The 18,909-nt window shown below is 56.4% G+C and carries 17 protein-coding genes and 3 tRNA genes; 10 read left to right on the top strand and 10 right to left on the bottom strand.

Annotated elements, in window-relative coordinates; genetic code table 11:
* The 3 genes from WFM46_RS18570 to shiA form a co-directional block, all read right to left on the bottom strand.
* On the bottom strand, positions 1-1,559 hold a 1,559-nt coding region (locus tag WFM46_RS18570), incomplete at its 3' end, for a M24B family metallopeptidase (RefSeq protein ID WP_336998208.1).
* A gap of 18 nt (positions 1,560-1,577) precedes the next feature.
* Positions 1,578-3,032, bottom strand: coding sequence for an AMP nucleosidase (locus tag WFM46_RS18565; RefSeq protein WP_156654843.1), 1,455 nt, complete (start codon positions 3,030-3,032; stop codon positions 1,578-1,580).
* A 73-nt stretch (positions 3,033-3,105) separates the two neighbouring features.
* A complete protein-coding gene (gene shiA / locus WFM46_RS18560) occupies positions 3,106-4,416 on the bottom strand; it encodes a shikimate transporter (RefSeq protein WP_180209831.1) in 1,311 nt (436 codons plus the stop codon).
* 238 nt (positions 4,417-4,654) lie between these two features.
* Between shiA and ldtA the strand changes: the two genes are divergently transcribed.
* Positions 4,655-5,602, top strand: a complete 948-nt coding sequence (gene ldtA / locus WFM46_RS18555) for a L,D-transpeptidase (protein ID WP_442913470.1) — start codon at positions 4,655-4,657, stop codon at positions 5,600-5,602.
* 48 nt (positions 5,603-5,650) lie between these two features.
* Here the strand turns inward: ldtA and WFM46_RS18550 are convergent.
* Positions 5,651-5,726, bottom strand: a tRNA-Asn gene (locus WFM46_RS18550).
* Between the two features lie 319 nt (positions 5,727-6,045).
* Here WFM46_RS18550 and nac point away from each other — a divergent pair.
* On the top strand, positions 6,046-6,963 hold the full coding sequence (gene nac / locus WFM46_RS18545; RefSeq protein ID WP_103180170.1) for a nitrogen assimilation transcriptional regulator NAC: 918 nt from the start codon (positions 6,046-6,048) through the stop codon (positions 6,961-6,963).
* A 96-nt stretch (positions 6,964-7,059) separates the two neighbouring features.
* Positions 7,060-8,010, top strand: coding sequence for an HTH-type transcriptional regulator Cbl (cbl, locus tag WFM46_RS18540; RefSeq protein ID WP_103180169.1), 951 nt, complete (start codon positions 7,060-7,062; stop codon positions 8,008-8,010).
* An 85-nt stretch (positions 8,011-8,095) separates the two neighbouring features.
* Here the strand turns inward: cbl and WFM46_RS18535 are convergent.
* Positions 8,096-8,171: transfer RNA gene (locus tag WFM46_RS18535), tRNA-Asn, on the bottom strand.
* A gap of 100 nt (positions 8,172-8,271) precedes the next feature.
* Positions 8,272-9,069 carry a DgsA anti-repressor MtfA gene (gene mtfA / locus WFM46_RS18530; RefSeq protein ID WP_103180168.1) on the bottom strand — a complete coding sequence of 266 codons (798 nt, stop codon included), beginning with the start codon at positions 9,067-9,069 and terminating at the stop codon, positions 8,272-8,274.
* A 92-nt stretch (positions 9,070-9,161) separates the two neighbouring features.
* Between mtfA and WFM46_RS18525 the strand changes: the two genes are divergently transcribed.
* Positions 9,162-9,251 (top strand) — tRNA-Ser (locus WFM46_RS18525).
* A gap of 161 nt (positions 9,252-9,412) precedes the next feature.
* On the opposite strand, the gene dcuR is transcribed toward WFM46_RS18525, so the two are convergent.
* From dcuR to WFM46_RS18510, 3 genes are all read right to left on the bottom strand, one after another.
* Positions 9,413-10,138: a two-component system response regulator DcuR gene (gene dcuR, locus WFM46_RS18520; RefSeq protein WP_103180167.1), complete on the bottom strand. Its 726-nt coding sequence runs from the start codon at positions 10,136-10,138 to the stop codon at positions 9,413-9,415.
* On the bottom strand, positions 10,135-11,748 hold the full coding sequence (locus WFM46_RS18515; RefSeq protein WP_336998207.1) for a sensor histidine kinase: 1,614 nt from the start codon (positions 11,746-11,748) through the stop codon (positions 10,135-10,137). Before WFM46_RS18515 ends, dcuR begins: the two co-directional genes overlap by 4 nt.
* A 134-nt stretch (positions 11,749-11,882) precedes the next feature.
* The gene (locus WFM46_RS18510; RefSeq protein ID WP_336998206.1) at positions 11,883-12,956 is read right to left on the bottom strand and encodes a porin; all 1,074 of its coding nucleotides are present in this window, start codon (positions 12,954-12,956) and stop codon (positions 11,883-11,885) included.
* Between the two features lie 639 nt (positions 12,957-13,595).
* Between WFM46_RS18510 and drpB the strand changes: the two genes are divergently transcribed.
* From drpB to WFM46_RS18490, 4 genes are read left to right on the top strand one after another with little or no spacing between them, the layout of a single operon-like run.
* On the top strand, positions 13,596-13,868 hold the full coding sequence (gene drpB, locus WFM46_RS18505; RefSeq protein WP_156654838.1) for a cell division protein DrpB: 273 nt from the start codon (positions 13,596-13,598) through the stop codon (positions 13,866-13,868).
* A 41-nt stretch (positions 13,869-13,909) separates the two neighbouring features.
* Positions 13,910-14,605, top strand: coding sequence for a phosphohydrolase (locus WFM46_RS18500; protein WP_103180163.1), 696 nt, complete (start codon positions 13,910-13,912; stop codon positions 14,603-14,605).
* A gap of 49 nt (positions 14,606-14,654) precedes the next feature.
* Positions 14,655-16,085, top strand: coding sequence for a DNA cytosine methyltransferase (locus WFM46_RS18495; protein ID WP_336998205.1), 1,431 nt, complete (start codon positions 14,655-14,657; stop codon positions 16,083-16,085).
* Positions 16,069-16,560 (top strand): very short patch repair endonuclease, encoded by a 492-nt coding sequence (locus WFM46_RS18490; RefSeq protein WP_336998204.1) that lies wholly within the window; start codon positions 16,069-16,071, stop codon positions 16,558-16,560. The genes WFM46_RS18495 and WFM46_RS18490 overlap by 17 nt, the downstream gene beginning before the upstream one ends.
* Here WFM46_RS18490 and yedA read toward each other — a convergent pair.
* Entirely contained in the window at positions 16,532-17,446 is a 915-nt protein-coding gene (gene yedA / locus WFM46_RS18485) for a drug/metabolite exporter YedA (RefSeq protein WP_336998203.1), read from the bottom strand. The genes WFM46_RS18490 and yedA overlap by 29 nt on opposite strands.
* 177 nt (positions 17,447-17,623) lie before the next feature.
* Here yedA and WFM46_RS18480 point away from each other — a divergent pair, with 177 nt between their 5' ends.
* Together WFM46_RS18480 and WFM46_RS18475 are read left to right on the top strand one after the other, a co-directional pair.
* Positions 17,624-18,541 carry a DUF808 domain-containing protein gene (locus WFM46_RS18480; RefSeq protein ID WP_336998202.1) on the top strand — a complete coding sequence of 306 codons (918 nt, stop codon included), beginning with the start codon at positions 17,624-17,626 and terminating at the stop codon, positions 18,539-18,541.
* Between the two features lie 78 nt (positions 18,542-18,619).
* Positions 18,620-18,802 carry a YodC family protein gene (locus tag WFM46_RS18475; protein WP_159339547.1) on the top strand — a complete coding sequence of 61 codons (183 nt, stop codon included), beginning with the start codon at positions 18,620-18,622 and terminating at the stop codon, positions 18,800-18,802.
* The last annotated feature ends 107 nt before the right edge of the window (positions 18,803-18,909 follow it).

The raw sequence follows: 18,909 nt of genomic DNA, 5'->3' as shown, positions 1-18,909 counted from the left end.
ACCTCTACCTGGTTTTCAATGCGAATGCCATATGCATCGGCCAGGTAATAGCCCGGCTCGATGGTGATGATATTTCCCGCCACCAGCGGCCAGGGGTTAACCTTCTTCGCGATACGCTGCGGATTTTCATGGATCAGCAGCTGATGACCCACGCCGTGTCCGGTGCCGTGATCAAAATCGAGCCCCAGCCCCCACAGCTCACGCCGCGCGAACGCATCGATCTGATGCCCGCAGGTTCCGGACGGGAATTGCAGGGAAATAAGCGAGAGAAAGCCTTTTAGCACGGCGGTGTAATGCAGACGGCACTGTTCGCTCAGCGGCCCGAAAGCCAGCGTGCGCGTGGCGTCGGTCGTGCCGTTGTGATACTGCCCGCCGGAATCATTGAGGTAAAAATGATTGCGGGTGATAGCCGCATTAGTCTGCTCGCTGGCGTGGTAATGGCACATCGCCGCATTGCTGCCAGAGGCGGAGATAGTGGCAAAACTCTGCTCGATAAAGCCCGGTCGCTGCTGACGGAAGAGAAGCTGCTGCGCCTGGGCTTCCAGCTCGGTAATGGGTTGACCAGAGGCTTCGCGACGCGGCACCTCGTGCGCCAGCCAGGCCAGGAAATTGACCCATGCCACGCCATCCTGATGATGGCTGTCGCGGTAGCCCGCCAGCTCAATCGGGTTTTTGTACGCTTTTATCGCGGTGATCGGGTCAGCGTGCCAGAGAATCTCCCCCTGCGGCTCTACGGCAAAGCGCAGGGCGACAGGGGCGGAATCGGCATCCACCATCACGCGCTTACCGCCGCACAGCTGCTGGCTTTGCGACAGAAAATCGGATTCAGGCGCCAGCGTCAGGCTCTCCAGCAGCGCGGGCGGAAGCGCGCGAGTTTTCTCAGGCGTGACAAACCACGTCACCGCGCCGTTGCGGCTCAGAAGGGCAAACGAGTTCGGTACCGGGCTCGTCGGAATATCGCTGCCGCGTACGTTCAACAGCCAGGCGATGTTATCCGGCTGGGTGATGGCCAGATAATCGGCGTGCTGTTCTGCCAGAATGGCGGCAACGCGCTGGCGCTTGTCGGTACTGCTTTCACCGCTGATCTCCACCGGCATTTCGCGGATGGCACCCGCAGGCGGGGCCGGACGATCCTGCCAGAGGGTATCAAACGGCGATGCATTCAGGGCGACAAGCTCACAGTGACTGGCATTGAGTGCTTCATACTGGGTATGGGTCATCAGCATCGCTTCAAAGGCGATACGCGCCCCGGGCTTCATGTTCTGCTGCAACCAGTCTGCCAGCGGATCGTTGTGCAGATGCAGGATCTCAATCTCGGCCAGATTAACCTGTTCCCGGGCCTGAACCTGATAGCGTCCATCGACAAACAGCAGGGCGCGATCGCGCAGGATCAGGGCGTGTCCCGCCGAGCCGTCAAAGCCGGTCAGCCAGGCGAGAATGTCGTCATGAGGGTGGCAATATTCGCTCTGAAAGGCATCGGCGCGGGGGACGATAATGCCATCCAGCGCCTGGGTTTCCAGCCACTGGCGCAGGGCGGATAGCGGTGAGGTGGTTTGCATAACTTTCCTTTTTTATGATCAGCGGAACGGCGGCTCGTTAAAGGTACGCAGTTTACGCGAGTGCAATTTATCCCCTTCGGCGCGCAGCAGATCGATAGCGCGAATGCCAATCTGCAGATGCTCGGAGATCGCCCCCTCGTAAAAACGGTTTGCCTGGCCGGGAAGTTTAATTTCCCCGTGCAGCGGCTTGTCGGAGACGCAGAGCAGAGTGCCGTAGGGTACGCGGAAGCGGTAACCCTGGGCGGCGATGGTGGCGCTCTCCATATCAATCGCCACCGCGCGGCTCAGGTTAAAGCGCAGCGCCGAGGCCGAGTAGCGCAGCTCCCAGTTACGGTCGTCAGTGGTAACGACCGTGCCGGTGCGCAACCGTTGCTTAACTTCTTCTCCCGGCATGCCGCTCACCTCTTTGGTGGCGTCGTACAGCGCCCGCTGCACTTCGGCGATGCTTGGGATCGGAATGTCCGGCGGCAACACCGCATCCAGCACATGGTCGTCACGCAGATAGGCATGGGCCAGCACGTAATCACCAATCAACTGGCTCTCACGCAGGCCGCCACAGTGACCAATCATCAGCCAGACGTCCGGGCGTAGCACGGCGAGGTGGTCGCAGATGGTTTTGGCGTTCGACGGGCCCACGCCAATGTTAATCAGGGTGATGCCCTGACCGTCGGCGGTGACCAGGTGCCAGGCGGGCATCTGGTGTTTTTTCCACGCCAGGTCAGAAATGGCCTGCTCCGGGGCTTCGGTTTCGGCGGTGATCCAGATCCCGCCCGCGCAGGAGAGAGCAATATAGGGGCTGTTGGGATCGAGGATCTGGCTGCAGCCCCAGCGTACAAACTCATCCACGTAGCGGGTGTAGTTAGTGAACAGCACAAATGGCTGAAAGTGTTCGGCGGGGGTGCCAGTGTAGTGTCGCAGGCGCGCCAGCGAAAAATCGACGCGGCGGGCATCAAAGTGCGACAGCGGGGAAAACTCCGCCGGATGGTAGATCCCGTCTGCGGTCTCATCGCCGATCTGCGAAAGCTCGGTGGTCGGGAAATGGCGCGTTAAGCCTGCGCTCATGGAGCGGTCCAGGGTCAGCTCTGAGCCATCGATAACGTACGGGTAGGGGATCTCATGGCGCGAGGGCTCCACGGTGATATGGGCACCGTAATCCTGATACAGCAGCGTCAGCTGCTCCTCCAGGTAAGGGCGGAACAGCGTCGGACGGGTGACCGTGGTGGAGTAGCAGCCAGCGTGGGTGAATCGCGCATAGGCGCGGGTCTTCGGCGTATTGGTGGCGCTGCCATCCCAGGTCACGGAAAGTGACGGATAAACAAAGAGGCCATTCATTCTGGCCTCTGCATCGGGGAGCGTTCCGTCTTTGATATAGTCGCTGATGGCGCTGCGCAGGGCGTTAACCGCCTGATCGTACAGCGCATCCAGCATGTCCAGTGCCTGAGCCGGGGTCAGGCTGGAGTCCTTATTATTCATCTCTGTCTCCTTGTTCCACAGGTGTACGGCGTTACCCGATAGTATGTCACCTGTATGTGAAACAAAAGTGAGATCAGGTAGCGGCCGGTTTCATCACCAGGCAGGTGGCGGCGGAGAGCAGGCACCCGGCCAGCAGGTAGATCGCCACGCTGTGCCAGTCACCGCCGGAGAAGGTCACCAGCGCGGCGGCAATAAACGGCGTAAAACCGCCGCCTACTACGCTCGCCACCTGATAGCCAACCCCGGCGCCACTGTAGCGGTAACTTGCGCCAAACATCTCAGTGAACATCGGCTGCTGGACACACACCACCATGTCATGGGCGATATTCGCCAGCAAAATGGCAAACACCACAATCCAGATAACGGACTGGGCTTCGAGGGCCATAAAGAACGGGAAGGTACTCAATGCGCCCGTTAACGCCCCGGTGATATAGACCCGACGGCGGCCAAACCGGTCCGCCAGCCAGGCAAAACAGGGAATAGTGAGACAACTGATGCCCCCCACCAGCAGGCCGATATTCAAAAACAGCTCCCGGGGCAGGCCGAGATTCTGGGTGGAGTAGCTCAGCGCAAAAGCCGTGACGATATACATGGTCAGCAGCTCGCACAGTCGCAGGGCGATAATTTTCAAAAACGCGGCCGGATGACGGATCAGCGCGTCCATCACCGGCAGGCGACGCTTCTCTGCGGGTTGTTGCCGCTGCTGCTCGAACTCGGCAGACTCATCCATCCTGTTACGCACCCACAGTGCCCCCAGCACCAGCACAATGCTGAACAGGAACGGGATGCGCCAGCCCCAACTGAGGAACTGTTCATCGGTGGTCAGCGTGCTGATCAGCGACACCAGCCCGGTAGAGAGCAACAGGCCTACGCCATAGCCCACCTGTACGCCGCTGCTATAGAAGGCTTTTTTCCGCGCCGGGGCGCTTTCAACGGACAGCAGCGCGGCGCCGCCCCATTCGCCGCCGACGGCAAAGCCCTGCACGGCCCGCAGGGTCACCAGCAGAACCGGTGCCCACCAGCCAATAACGGCAAAAGAGGGGAGGAGACCAATCAGCGCCGTAGCGATGCCCATCATCCAGACCGTCAGCATCAGCATTCGCTTGCGGCCCAGCTTGTCGCCGAAATGGCCGAAAATCACCCCGCCCAGCGGGCGGAACAAAAAACCGACGCCAAAGGTGGCAAAGGCGGCGAGGGTGCCCATCGCCGGATCGATCTGCGGGAAAAACTCACGGTTAAAAACCAGCGCGGCGGTAATGCCGTAGAGCAAAAAATCGTACCAGTCGACTACCGCACCGGCAAAACTGCCGAGGGCCGCGCGGCGCGCGCGATGCAGCGATGGTATAGCCCCGTCGGGGGACGAGGAGGCGAGGGTGGTATCCATAGTGATCCTGTCTGACGTTATTTTTTATAGGTATTAGAAAGAATATCGCTCACGTTGCGGTCGCCCTGAAAACGGCGACGGGTATGAGACTACCGCGACAGCGGACGGGTGAAAACGATTTTATCCACGCGTGAGGTAAACGGGTGATATTCATTGAAATGATGGTTTGTTAACTGGCGATAAACACAGCAACAGGGCTATGCTTGTCAGATACGCGGAGCGACAGAGGAAGGGAATAATGCGTCGTATAATGAAGTTGGGCTTTATCGCTGCTTTATTGGTCAGTCAGCATGCGCTGGCGGTGAGTTATCCGTTGCCGCCTGAAGGGAGTCGTCTGGTGGGAGCCTCGCAGGTGATCACCGTTCCGCAGGACAACAAACTGCCGCTGGAGGCGTTCGCGGCCCAGTACGGGCAGGGGCTCAGTAATATGCTGGAGGCGAACCCGGGCGTTGATCCGTTTTTGCCTCAACCCGGTACACAGCTGGTAGTGCCGCAACAGCTCATCCTCCCCGCAACCGTGCGTGAGGGGATTGTGGTCAACGTGGCGGAGATGCGCCTCTATTATTACCCGCCAGGGGGGAGCACCGTTGAGATCTTCCCCATCGGTATCGGCGAAGCCGGGCGCGAGACGCCGCGTAACTGGGTAACCGCCGTCGAGCGCAAGCAGGACGGGCCCACCTGGACGCCAACCCCAAACACCCGTCGGGCTTACGCCAAAGAGGGCAAGACTCTGCCCGCGTTTGTACCTGCGGGGCCGGACAACCCGATGGGGCTGTATGCGCTCTATATCGGCAGGCTTTACGCAATTCATGGCACCAATTCAAACTTTGGGATCGGGCTGCGCGTGAGCCAGGGCTGCATTCGTCTGCGCAACGACGATATCAAATACCTCTTCGACAATGTCCCGGTCGGGACGCGCGTGCAGCTTATCGATCAGCCGGTTAAAGTCACCACCGAGCCGGACGGCAGTCGTTGGGTCGAAGTGCATGAGCCGCTGTCGCGTAATCGTGCGGAGTTTGAATCGACAAATAAGGTGCCGCTACCGATGACCGCAGGGTTACGCGCCCAGCTCAACGGCGCGGATGTGGATGCCGTGAAGGTGAGTGGGGCGCTGGAGCGCCGGTCAGGGATGCCGGTGAACGTGAGCGGAGCGGTGAACACGCCGCTGGTGAATATTTCTCAGTAACGACTCAGAAAAGCAAAAAGCCTGCTTTAAAAGCAGGCTTTTTAAATTTGGCTCCTCTGACTGGACTCGAACCAGTGACATACGGATTAACAGTCCGCCGTTCTACCGACTGAACTACAGAGGAATCGTGTGAACGGGGCGCATATTATCGACGTGGGTCGCCGTTGTCAAAGGGTGATCTCCTCTGTTTGACGCGTTTGCTGACAAAATCAGCAAAGTGATGCTTTCCCCAGCGGATTGCACGTTTTTGGTGCGGATATACCCCGAATGGGGCAGATCATAAACCGCTGTTTCACTTTAAAATGCAACGACAGTGATTGGATTTCCTTATTTTCAGCCGCTTAGCGGACATATCGGACCTCTTTTAAAAACTGGCAAGCATCTTGCAAAACCCTCTGTACATTCGCGCCGGAACCGGCAACGCATTTCGTACAGGGGGCAACATGAACTTAAGACGACTGAAATACTTCGTAAAAATCGTCGATATCGGCAGCCTGACTCAGGCCGCTGAAGTGTTACATATCGCGCAGCCGGCACTGAGCCAGCAGGTGGCCACTCTGGAAGGTGAACTCGATCAGCAACTCTTGATCCGCACGAAACGCGGCGTGACCCCTACCGAAGCAGGCAAGATCCTTTATACCCATGCACGCACTATTTTGCGCCAGTGTGAACAGGCGCAGCTGGCGGTGGGCAATGTCGGGCAGACGCTGACCGGCCAGGTTTCGATTGGCCTGGCACCGGGTACGGCGGCCTCGTCTGTAACCATGCCGTTATTGCAGGCGGTGCGCGCAGAGCTGCCGGAAGTACTGGTCTACCTGCATGAAAACAGCGGCGCGGCGCTGAACGACAAATTACTCAGCGGACAGCTGGATATGGCGGTGCTCTACGATCGTTCTCCTGTGGCGGGGATCACCAGCCAGCCGGTACTGAAAGAAGATCTCTATCTGGTAGGGACGCGGGATTGCCCGGGTCAGAGCGTCGATTTAACGGCGGTGGCTGAGATGAATCTGTTTTTACCGCGTGATTATAGCGCCGTGCGTTTGCGCGTCGATGAAGCCTTCTCGCTGCGCCGTCTGACGGCGAAAATCATTGGTGAGATCGACTCCATCTCTACCCTGACCGCGGCCATTGCCAGCGGAATGGGGGTGACGGTGCTGCCTGAATCGGCTGCGCGATCGCTCTCCAGTGCCGCTAACGGCTGGATGGCGAGAATTAGCTCGCCGTCCATGAGCCTGCCGTTATCGCTTAACGTCTCGGCCCGCGGCTCGCTGTCACCGCAGGCGCAGGCGGTGAAAGAGATCCTGATGTCGCTGGTGAGCCGCCCGTCGCTGGAGAACCGCGAGCTGCAGCTGGTCAGCTAATATTCCATAAAAGCATAAGTTGCGGATTTTTATTATTTGTTTACACGGCGGACGCACTTTAACAATAGCGTCATGTCAGTTTCGCCGGAGTGAACCGTGAATTTCCAGCAGCTTAAAATTATCCGTGAGGCGGCCCGTCGGGATTACAACCTGACCGAGGTCGCCAACATGCTCTATACCTCTCAGTCGGGCGTCAGTCGCCATATCCGCGAGCTGGAAGAGGAGCTGGGCATTGAGATCTTCATTCGTCGCGGCAAACGTCTGCTGGGAATGACCGAGCCCGGCAAAGCACTGTTGACCATCGCCGAACGTATTCTCAATGAAGCCAGCAACGTGCGCCGTCTGGCAGATCTCTTTACCAACGACGCCACCGGCGTGTTAACTATCGCGACCACCCATACTCAGGCCCGCTACAGCCTGCCCCCGGTGATCAAGGCCTTTCGGGAGCTGTTCCCGGATGTGCGCCTGGAGCTCATCCAGGGTACGCCCCAGGAGATAGAGATGCTGTTGCAAAACGGTGGGGCGGATATTGGCATTGCCAGCGAGCGCTTAAGCAACGATCCGCTGCTGGCGGCGTTCCCGTGGTTTCGCTGGCATCACAGCCTGCTGCTGCCGCCCGATCATCCGCTGACGCAGGTCTCTCCGTTGACGCTCGAGGCTATCGCAAAATGGCCCTTAATCACCTATCGGCAGGGTATCACCGGGCGGTCACGCATTGATGAGGCCTTCAACCGCAAAGGGCTGACGCCGGATGTGGTGCTCAGCGCCCAGGACTCCGACGTGATTAAAACCTACGTCGAGCTCGGGCTGGGTATCGGGCTGGTGGCGGAACAGTCCGGCGGCGAGCACGAGCAGGGGAGCCTGGTGCGTCTTGATACCCGTCATCTTTTCGATGCCAACACCGTGTGGCTCGGCCTTAAGCGAGGGCAGTTGCAGCGCAACTATGTCTGGCGCTTTATCGAACTCTGCAACGCCGGACTGTCGGTAGAGGAGATCAAGCGTCAGGTTATGGAGCCGGAAGAGGTGGCGATTGACTACCAGATATAGCCAGATTAACCCTGCGATGCGGGGTTTTAACGGTGAGAAATAGCAAAAAGCCCGCTTAAGTTTCCTTAAGCGGGCTTCTTAAATTTGGCTCCTCTGACTGGACTCGAACCAGTGACATACGGATTAACAGTCCGCCGTTCTACCGACTGAACTACAGAGGAATCGTGTGAACGAGGCGCATATTAATGGCCTCGCTATTTTGTGTCAACACTAAATTCAACGCACTGATTCAATTGATTAATTATGACACAGGCTGCTGTTTTAGTGTACTTGCGCGGCGGAATCTTCGCCAGGTCCTTCATTTTCACGTAAACGCTGTAGCGGGTCCTGCTGGTAAAAGTGGCAAAAACGCTGCCACAGGGCCGGGAAGCGCGGAGCGAAAAGTTCGGGTGCACTGAAGAAATATTCCGACAATACCGCAAAGCATTCGGCGGGATCGGTGGCAGCATAGGCGTCGATACTGGCCGCGCTTTCGCCCACCAGATCGATCTCATCCTGAATATTGTTCATGGCGGCGTGCAGATCGTGTTCCCAGCCTGCCACTTCACGCAGGGGAATAAAGGGAACGCCGCTGGCGCGATCGCCGTTACGGGTATCCAGTTTGTGGGCCACTTCGTGAATGATGAGGTTGAAACCTGAGGCATCGAACGAGTCCTGAATATCCAGCCAGTTGAGGATAATCGGCCCTTGCTGCCAGCTCTGACCGGACTGCACCATCCGCTGATTGTGCACCAGCCCGATCTCATCCTCCCATTCGTCATCCACTACAAAAGGTGCCGGATAGATAAGAACTTCATGAAAACCGTCCAGCCACTCGATCCCCAGCTGCAGTACCGGCAGGCAAAAGAGCAGCGCTATGCGGGTGCTTTTGCGATCGTCGAGCTCAAAACCCTGCAATGGAACCAGGCGTTTTTGCTGTAAGAACCGTATGGCAAGCTGTACCAGACGCGATTTATCCTCATCCGATAAGGTGGACAGGACGGGGATCGCCAGGGCCTCTTCCCACGGCAGCGCCGCGCTTCGGGCGGATTCATTCGATTTCCAGGGCCACTTAATCATCGCTTTGCTCGCAAACTCGTCACTTGAACAAAATTGAACGGTTATGGTCTGTTAAAATGCCAAATTACCCGGCATGATGGCAACATCAAAACGGAGAGATGCCGGAGCGGCTGAACGGACCGGTCTCGAAAACCGGAGTAGGGGCAACTCTACCGGGGGTTCAAATCCCCCTCTCTCCGCCACGCTCTCTTCCGTCACCCTTTCCGCACGTTTTCTCGTCAGAGATCTTTTACGCTGGCTACCTTATCATTCCACTTATGTGGAGTAATAGCCCTTTACTGCCTCAAGACAATATATGTGAGCTAAATCAGGATGTTTATCGGAAGAGATTGAAGTGCATTCATTACTCCTGGTGGCAATACTGTCTGAGCAGGGCAATCTGCTCGGGCCGCAGGCGATAGCGATATACCGGTCGGCCGGTCGCGCCGTAGTGAATGCTGGTGTGTAAAATGTTGACCTGCGCCAGCCAAATCAGGTATTTGCGGCAGGATACCCGCGAGATATTAACTGCGCCAGCCAGTTCGTCGGTGGAGAACTCCGTTTCCGGATGCGCATCAATCCACAGGCATAGCGTTCGCAGCGTCTGCGGGGTTAACCCTTTTGGCAGACGGCGGCTGTCTGCCAGCGCCGGCGCACCGCCACGCAGAAGCCGGTCAACATCAGCCTGGTCATAATACTGATGCGCTTCCATCAGCTGCTTTTTTTCGCGCCAGCCCTTTAGTGCCTCTTCGAAACGCGGGAACTGAAACGGTTTGATCAGATAGTCCACCACACCATAGTGCATGGCGACCTGAATAGTGGCACCATCAGAGGCCGAGGTAATCATAATGACGTCTGTTTTGCGCCCGGATGCCCGGATAACCGGCAGCAGGCTCAGGCCATTATCGCGCTGCATATAGACATCCAGCAGGATCAGGTCAACCTGCCGGGCAGGGGAGTGAAGTATGGCCCCGGCTTCTGCCAGGGAAGTGGCTACGCCGCAGCAGCAAAAACCCTCAACCCGATTGACGTACTGGCGGTTAAGATCGGCCACCATGGCATCGTCATCAACAATTAAAACATGTATCACGCGCTATTCCTTTCACTCTCCCAGGGGAGTTGCACAAAAAACTGGGTAAACACGCCCGGTTCCGATTCAACGACGATCTCTCCGCCCAGATCCTCGATCTGCTGACGGGCCAGGTATAATCCCACCCCCCGGTTCTCCCCTTTGGTAGAAAACCCTTTGCTAAAAATGGCGTGCAGATGTTCCGGGGCGATGCCCGGACCATCGTCGCTCACCTCGGCGCTAAGCCAGCCCTGCTGATAGTGCAGCAGCAGACCGATTTCGCCCTCGGGCTGGCCAGTCATAGCATCAAGCGCATTTTCAATCAGATTACCCAGCACGGTAATCAGCCCGGCGACCTGCTGCGCATTGGGATTATCCGGCACCTGACTGGCATCGGAGAGCGTCAGGCGAAACCCTGTCTCTCTGGCGCGATTGATTTTACCCAGCAGAAATCCTGCGACCACCGGCGATTTGATGTTGCGCTGTAGCGTGCCGACATCGGTCTGCCAGGCGTTGGCGGTCGACAGAACATACTCTTCCAGTCTGGCATAGTGCTTCATATGCAGCAGCCCAAGTATCACATGCAGCTTGTTCATAAACTCATGGGAGTGGCTGCGCAGCGCATCCAGATAGTTCACCATACCGTCCAGCCGTTGCAGGAGCTGGCTAATCTCCGTCTTATCACGAAACGTCGTGATGGCGCCCATCAGCTGATTATCGCTCCTGACGGGCAAGGTATTGCAGAGCAACAACCTGCCGTGGCAGTTGAGCTCCTGGTCCTGGCGAGCCATGCCGCTACGCAGCACCTCGCGCAGATTCGCCAGCAGCGGTTCCTCGTGCAGGGCCTTGCTGCTGGCGCTGATATTCAGGATCTGGCGGGCGGCGTGGTTGACCATCGTTACATGCCCCTGCTGATCCACGGCGATCACCCCTTCGCGCAGGGAGTGCAGCATCGCCTGACGTTGTTCGAGCAGGGCTGAGATTTGATAAGGCTCCAGCCCAAACAGAATGCGCTTCAGCATCCGCACCAGTCCCCAGGCGCCGAGCGCGCCCAGCAGCGCGCTGAACAGCACCAGCCAGATGGCGTCCCAGCGATTGCGGGCGATCTGCTGCTCTACTTTATTCAGTGAGATCCCCACGGCAACGACACCAATTTGCTGGTGGTGCGCGTTATACACCGGGGTGAACACGCGCAGCGCCTCGTCGAGTACGCCGTGATTGATGGCGACATTCTCTTTATCCTCCAGCGCAGGCCGCAGATCGGCCCCAATAAAAGCTTTGCCGAGCAGGGCGCTGTTAGGATGGGAATAGCGGATCCCCTGCATATTGGTGACAACGGCAAACAGCAGATTATTACGCTGCATCACTGCCATGGCGACAGGCTGAATAATGTTGCTGTCCGGCGGGAAGGATAAGCCGCGGATCACCTCCGGGCTGTCGGCCAGGGTTCTGGCGACGGCGAGAGCGGTATCCCGCACACCATCACGGGTGGCGCGGGTGATTTGGGCAAAGTAGAGAACAAAAATCACCAGTAATATTGCGCCCGTTACACCGTACACCATCAGCGTGACCAGCGTGTTCAGTTTCATTGGGCGCTTGTGCGTGGGGGGAAGGGGCGGCAAATCGCGCATTGAAACTCCGGTCAAGAGGGAAAGGGGGGCATTATCGCTGATGGGCGGGATTTGTAAAAGCGATGTAAAACTGGTGGCGACAGAAAGTAAAAAGCCCGCTTTGCAGCGGGCTTAAGGGCGTTTGGCGATCTCAATCAGAACTGGTAAACGATACCCATCGCGAACTGGTCGTCAGCATGCGCGCTAGTAATGCCCGCTTCGTCTTCATCCAGCAGGTTGAATTTATAGGCGGTATAAACGTTCATGTTTTTGTTGAAGTAGTACCAGGTACCCAGTTCAACATAGTTCACCAGATCGGCATCAACGCCGCCATGACCGTTACGTGCATACAGGTCTTTGCCCTGGGAGTAGACGTAGCCCAGAGAAGGACGCAGGCCGAAATCGAACTGGTACTGGACCACGGCTTCGACGTTGCGGGTTTTGTTAGCGAAACCCGCATCTCCCGCCCAGGTCATGTTACGGGTTTCACCGTACATCACCGCAGCATAGAGGTTGTTGGCATCATACTTCGCTGCCAGTGACCAGATTTCTGCGGTATCGCCGTAGCCGTCAGCAGTCTGCTTGTTGGTACGGTCAGACTTACCGTATACACCCACGAAGCCGAAGCCATCAAAGTTGTAGTCCAGAGAAGTGCTGTAGCCGTCACCGTTGGCTTTTTTCATCTGACGATCGTTGTTTTTACCCTGGTACTGGAGGGCAAAATCCAGACCCTCAACGGCACCAAAGAAGTCGCTGTTGCGATAGGTCGCCACGCCGGTTGTGCGGCCAGTCATGAAGTTATCGGTGTGAACCCAGGAGTCGCCACCCCATTCCACCAGCATATCGGTGTATGCACCTGCATCGTACGCCACGCCGTAGTTACGGCCATAGTCGAACGAACCATAGTCACCGAATTTCAGGCCTGCGAACGCCAGACGGGTGCTCTCATCCTGCTCGCCTTCCGGAGTGCTGGCGTTAAGGTTGTATTCAAACTGGCCATAACCGGTCAACTGGTCGTTGATCTGCGTTTCGCCTTTGATACCGAAACGGGCATAGGAGGTATCGGCATTCTCGCTGTTGCTATCATCGGTCTTGTCCCAGATACGCTCACCGACCATTTTTCCGTACAGATCGAATTTATTGCCGTCCTTGTTGAAAATCTCCGCCGCATTAGCCGCGCCAGCGCATAATAAAACAGGGACAAGAACTGCCAGAACTTTTCTTTTCATTATATATTCCTTTGTATGTATTTTCTTCATGAATATACGTAAGCCCCTCCGGGTTACGGAGGTAATACTATTTCAGGGCAGGTTTTTTCTGTTTAAAAATAAATGTAACAGAATTATTTAGAGTATTTCAAAATATTAATATAAGTGTCTTTATATGTTTATTTTATACGTTTAAGACAAGCATATACGGTGATTATTGATTTTTATATCAGTGAGTTATTGATGGTTTGGATTTATTAGGTTGCTTTATGTTTTCAGGACGGGAAAAAGTAATAAAAAAGCCCGATAATATTATCGGGCGAAGATAAGGGTAATTTAAGGGTGTTTAATCATGAAACGACAAAAAAGCTCATAACCTCTTTATCATTACATAATTATAAGCTTTAGAAAACAGGTTTATCGGAATGCTGAGAGCAAAATAATGCCGCAATATAATTGATCTCCTGCTGACCTCTCATTAGCGCGTAAGCGAAGCCGCGTAATAAACAGGCACGCTTAAAAATTGCTTAAGATCAACTTAACGCAAATCGGCAGCATAAAATCTGCTCAGGAGAGTGCATTAAATAGAAAAATGTGATTTATTTCACATTTTATATTATTGATGTGAATGTAGTGGTGCTGCTGCGCTGAGAGGAGAACATGGCAAAGAAAAACGAACGCAGCCTGGGCGGCAAACTGGCATTGTGGGTATTTTACGCCTTTTGCGGCTACTTTCTCTGGGCGATGGCGCGCTATGTATGGGTCATCAGTAAAGTCAGCTCGGTATCAGGTTCGCTGATTCAAAGCGATCCCGGCTCGACAGCCGGCAAGTGGCTGGGCGCTCTGTGCGGCTTTCTGGTATTGAGTGTTGTGGGGGCGATCCTCGGCGGCATTGCCTGGTATACCCGGCCGCGTGATATGTCAGATCGGTAAATAGTTGCTATTGTACAGCTTTTCACTTTATGGAAAGCGCTATGGAACTTGTGCAGTGGCAGCAACGCTTTGAAAACTGGCTGACGGCGCATTACGCCAGCGAGGATACCGCCCATGATATCTCCCATTTCCGTCGTGTCTGGAACACCGCTAAACGCCTGATGGCTGACCAGCCGGTCGATGCGCTGGCGATCCTGGCCGCCTGTTATTTTCACGATATTGTCAGTCTGCCAAAAAATCATCCGCAGCGAGGCCGCTCGTCGCAGCTGGCAGCGGAAAAAACGATCGCGATCCTGCGCGAGGACTTTGCCGATTTCCCGCCCCCACGCTACCCCGCCGTTCAGCATGCGATTGAAGCGCACAGTTTCAGTGCCGGGATCCCGCCGCGCACGCTGGAAGCGAAAATCGTGCAGGATGCTGACAGACTGGAAGCCTTGGGTGCTATTGGTCTGGCACGCGTGTTTGCCGTCTCTGGCGCGCTGGGTGTGCCGCTTTTCGACCCGGAAGATCCCTTTGCCGATGAGCGCGAGCTGAACGACCGCGCCTTTGCGCTTGACCATTTTCAGACCAAATTGCTGCGCCTGCCGCAGACGATGCAAACCGCCGCCGGGCGTGAGCTGGCGCGTCAGAGCGCTGATTTTTTAATCCAGTTTATGGCCCGGCTGAGTGCCGAACTACGCGGTGATTACGAAGGCACCGACAGTGCGGTGTTACAGCGTTTCCGGGAAAGTCTGTAAAGGCTTTCTGTGTTACTCTCTTTTAACCCCTTTTGGTCCGGTTAAATGTATGCAGGAAAATGTATCAGTGACGGAGTCCGCGTTTTTGCTGGCAGAAAAATCAACGGCGTCAGTGCAGGCGTTATTGAGCCAACTGCTGGAAATTTACGATGCCAGAACGCTGGCGCATCTGCTGAATGCTCAGGGCGAGAGCCACTGGAGCCCGGCAATCATTAAGCGGCTGGTGACCAGTGAGCGGGCAGGGCGTCGTCTCAGCGACGGCGAATATAGCGTCTTGCAAAATCTGCTGCCTCGTCCGCCAGCCTGTCATCCTCACTATGCTTTCCGTTTTGTCGATCTCTTCGCCGGGATCGGCGGCATCCGCCACGGCTTTGAGGCGATTGGCGGGCAGTGCGTGTTTACCAGCGAATGGAATAAACACGCGGTGCGTACCTATAAAGCCAACTGGTATTGCGATCCTGACGCGCATCAGTTCAACGAGGACATTCGCGAAGTGACGCTCAGCCACCAGAGCGGTGTGACGGACGAAGAGGCGGCACAGCACATTCGTGACAACATTCCTGCCCATGACGTCCTGCTCGCGGGCTTCCCGTGCCAGCCGTTTTCCCTGGCCGGAGTATCAAAAAAGAACGCGCTGGGCCGCGCGCACGGCTTTGCCTGCGATACCCAGGGAACCCTCTTCTTCGATGTGGCGCGCATTATTGATGCCCGCCGCCCGGCCATCTTCGTCCTTGAAAACGTCAAAAACCTGAAGAGCCACGACGGGGGCAAAACGTTCCGCATCATCATGCAGACCCTGGATGAACTGGGATATGACGTGGCGGATGCCGCTGACAGCGGCCCGGACGATCCTAAGATCGTTGACGGTAAACATTTTCTGCCGCAGCACCGCGAGCGCATTGTGCTTGTAGGCTTCCGTCGCGATCTCAACCTGTGTGGTAATTTTACGCTGCGGGATCTCCCGGGGCTGTGGCCGACCCGACGCCCGACCATTGCCGATCTGCTTGAGCCCGTGGTGGACGCCAAATTCATTCTCACCCCGGTGCTGTGGAAATATCTTTATCGCTATGCCAAAAAGCATCAGGCGAAGGGCAACGGTTTTGGTTTCGGCATGGTCGATCCTACCAACCCACACAGCGTCGCCCGCACGCTGTCGGCACGCTATTACAAAGATGGCGCCGAGATCCTCATCGACAGAGGCTGGGATAAAGCCCTTGGCGAGCGCGATTTCGATGATGCCGAAAACCAGCGCCACCGTCCGCGCCGTTTGACGCCGCGGGAGTGCGCGCGATTGATGGGATTTGAAACCCCTCAGGGCTACGGCTTCCGCATTCCGGTATCAGATACTCAGGCCTATCGCCAGTTTGGTAATTCGGTGGTCGTGCCAGCTTTTGCAGCTGTCGCCCGGTTGCTGGAGTCGCGCATTTTGCAGGCAGTTGAGAAACGCAAGGCTGAGGCCGCGAATGGCGGACGTTCATAATAAAGCCACCCGCAGTAAAAACATGCGCGCCATCGGCGCGCGGGATACGGCTATCGAAAAACGGCTGGCCGGCCTGCTTACGGAGGTCGGTTTTGAGTTTCGTGTGCAGGATGCCGCCCTTGCCGGACGGCCTGATTTTGTCATCGACAGCCATACGTGTGTGATCTTTACCCACGGCTGTTTCTGGCATCGTCACGACTGCTATCTGTTTAAAGTCCCGGCGACCCGCACCGATTTCTGGCTGGAAAAAATTGGCAAGAATGTCGCGCGTGATGCACGAGATATCGCTGTGTTGCAGGAGCAGGGCTGGCGGGTGCTGGTGGTGTGGGAGTGCGCGCTGCGCGGCAAAATGAAGCTCGATGACAGGGCGCTCACGGAGCGGCTGGAAGAGTGGATCTGCAGCGGCGGTAACGCCGCGCAGATCGACACCCAGGGCATTCGCCCGCTTACGGTTTCTCCGCCTGACAAGAGATAACCACCGGTTTTGCCGGCAGCAGGTACTTGCCGAGCGTCACCAGCACCACCGCCATAATAATAATCCCCAGCGCCAGCCACTCTGTCGGCGAGAGCGATTCCCCGCCAAGACCCGTGCCCAACAGGACGGCCACTACCGGATTGACATAGGCATAGCTGGTGGCGACCGCCGGTGAGACATTGCGGATCAGAAACATATAGGCGTTAATCGCGATCACCGAACCGAAAATCGCCAGATAGCCCACCGCCAGCCACCCTGAGAGGTCGGGCAGGGCGGTCATTTTCTCCCCCGACAGCAGGGACGCTGCCAGCAGTACGATCCCGGCGGTGACCATCTCAATGGCGCCGGCCATCATGCCGGAGGGCAATTCAATGCGCGAGCCGTAAACCGAACCAAACGCCCAGCTCATCGAGCCAATCAGGATCAACACCGCTCCCCACGGATTACCGCTGAGGTTACCACCGCTGTTAAGCAGAATAATGCCCACCATCCCGATGGCGATCCCCAGCCACTCCAGCTTGCGCGTTTTGATGCCAAAAAGACGGCTGAAGCAGAGGGTGAACAGCGGAACGGTGGCCACCACCACCGCGGCGATACCGGACGGCACATTCTGATGCTCGGCGACGGTGACAAAGCCATTGCCCACCGCCAGCAGCAGGACGCCAATCAGGGCGGCATTGAGCAACGGACGCAGCGGCGGCAGCCTATGGCCGCGCAGGAGCAGAAACGCCAGAAGCAGCGCACCCGCCGAGAGGAACCGCACCCCCGCCATCAGCAGAGGGGGCCAGCTTTCCACCCCAATGCGGATCACGAAGTAGGTGGAGCCCCAGATGATATAGAGCGCAAACAGGGCGCCCGCTAATGGTAAGACTTGCCTGAAACGCATACTCCCTCACGGCGAATTAAAAAGGTCGCATATAGTTAACGTGAAAACTATCACGCTGGCGAGTCCTTTAATTGTGTCGTTGATGTGAATAATTTGTTGACATATACGGGGTGGTTTCGAGGTTTGCGGTTTTACTCCATACTGTTGTGGTAATTAACAAAAAGAAGGAACCTTATTTTGGCGGGAAGTAGCTTATTAACTCTGCTGGATGATATCGCCACGCTGCTGGACGATATTTCACTGATGGGAAAACTGGCGGCGAAAAAGACCGCAGGCGTGCTGGGTGACGATTTGTCGCTAAACGCCCAACAGGTGACGGGCGTGCGTGCCAACCGGGAACTGCCCGTGGTCTGGGCCGTGGCGAAGGGATCGTTGCTCAATAAAGTGATCCTCGTGCCGCTGGCGCTATTGATCAGCGCCTTTATTCCGTGGGCCATTACGCCGTTGCTGATGATCGGCGGGGCGTTTCTCTGTTTTGAAGGGGCGGAGAAAATCCTCCACTCCCTGGCATCACGTAAAGATAAGGAGAAGGAGTCTCCGGCCGCGCGGCAACAGCGTCTGGAAGCGCTGGCAGCAAAGGATCCTGTCGCGTTCGAGCGCGATAAGGTGAAGGGGGCTGTTCGCACCGACTTTATTCTATCGGCGGAAATTGTCGCCATCACTCTGGGTATCGTGGCGGATGCGCCGCTGCTGAATCAGGTGCTGGTGCTCTCGGGGATCGCCGTTCTGGTGACCATCGGGGTTTACGGTCTGGTAGGGCTCATCGTCAAACTGGACGATATCGGCTACTGGCTAAACGAAAAGCGCAATGCGCTGGCGAAGGCCACAGGCAAAGCGCTGCTGGTGATTGCGCCCTGGCTAATGAAGTCGTTATCGGTGATTGGCACCCTGGCGATGTTCCTGGTCGGCGGCGGGATTGTGGTACACGGTATTGCGCCGCTGCATCATGCCATTGAACACTTTGCAGAAGCACAAACATCTGTTATTGCAGCCATTTTGCCAACGTTACTCAACCTGGTGCTCGGCTTTATCATTGGCCTTATCGTTGTGGCAGTCGTGAAAGTTGTGGAAAAAATGCGAGGGCACTCACATTAATAGGTTGAAGCTATACCAGGCATAACTGTTATTCCTCGACTAAATTGATACAGTTTCACACTGATAAAGGAGGCGGTTATGGTCTTTCTGGTCAGCGATGAAGTTAAGCCTAAAAATGGCGGCCCACGTATGGTCGTCACCGGCTATGCAAGCGGAATGGTGGAATGTCGCTGGTACGACGGTTACGGCATCAAGCAGGAAGCGTTTCGTGAAGATGAGCTTCAGCATGGTGATGGCACCCGGCGACAGGACAAGGCTTAAGTCACGCTACGCCCGGCACTGCCGGGCGTTTTTGTACGTTATAATCGCGCCAACCGCAGTAGCATTGCAAAATCAGCCAGGCTTTGACGTCATGCAGATGGCGAAGG

It is taken from the genome of Leclercia sp. M50 (assembly GCF_037150775.1).
Taxonomy (GTDB): Bacteria; Pseudomonadota; Gammaproteobacteria; order Enterobacterales; family Enterobacteriaceae; genus Enterobacter.
The sequence above is the reverse complement of the archived record's forward strand: the minus strand, read 5'-3'. Positions and strand labels throughout refer to the sequence as shown.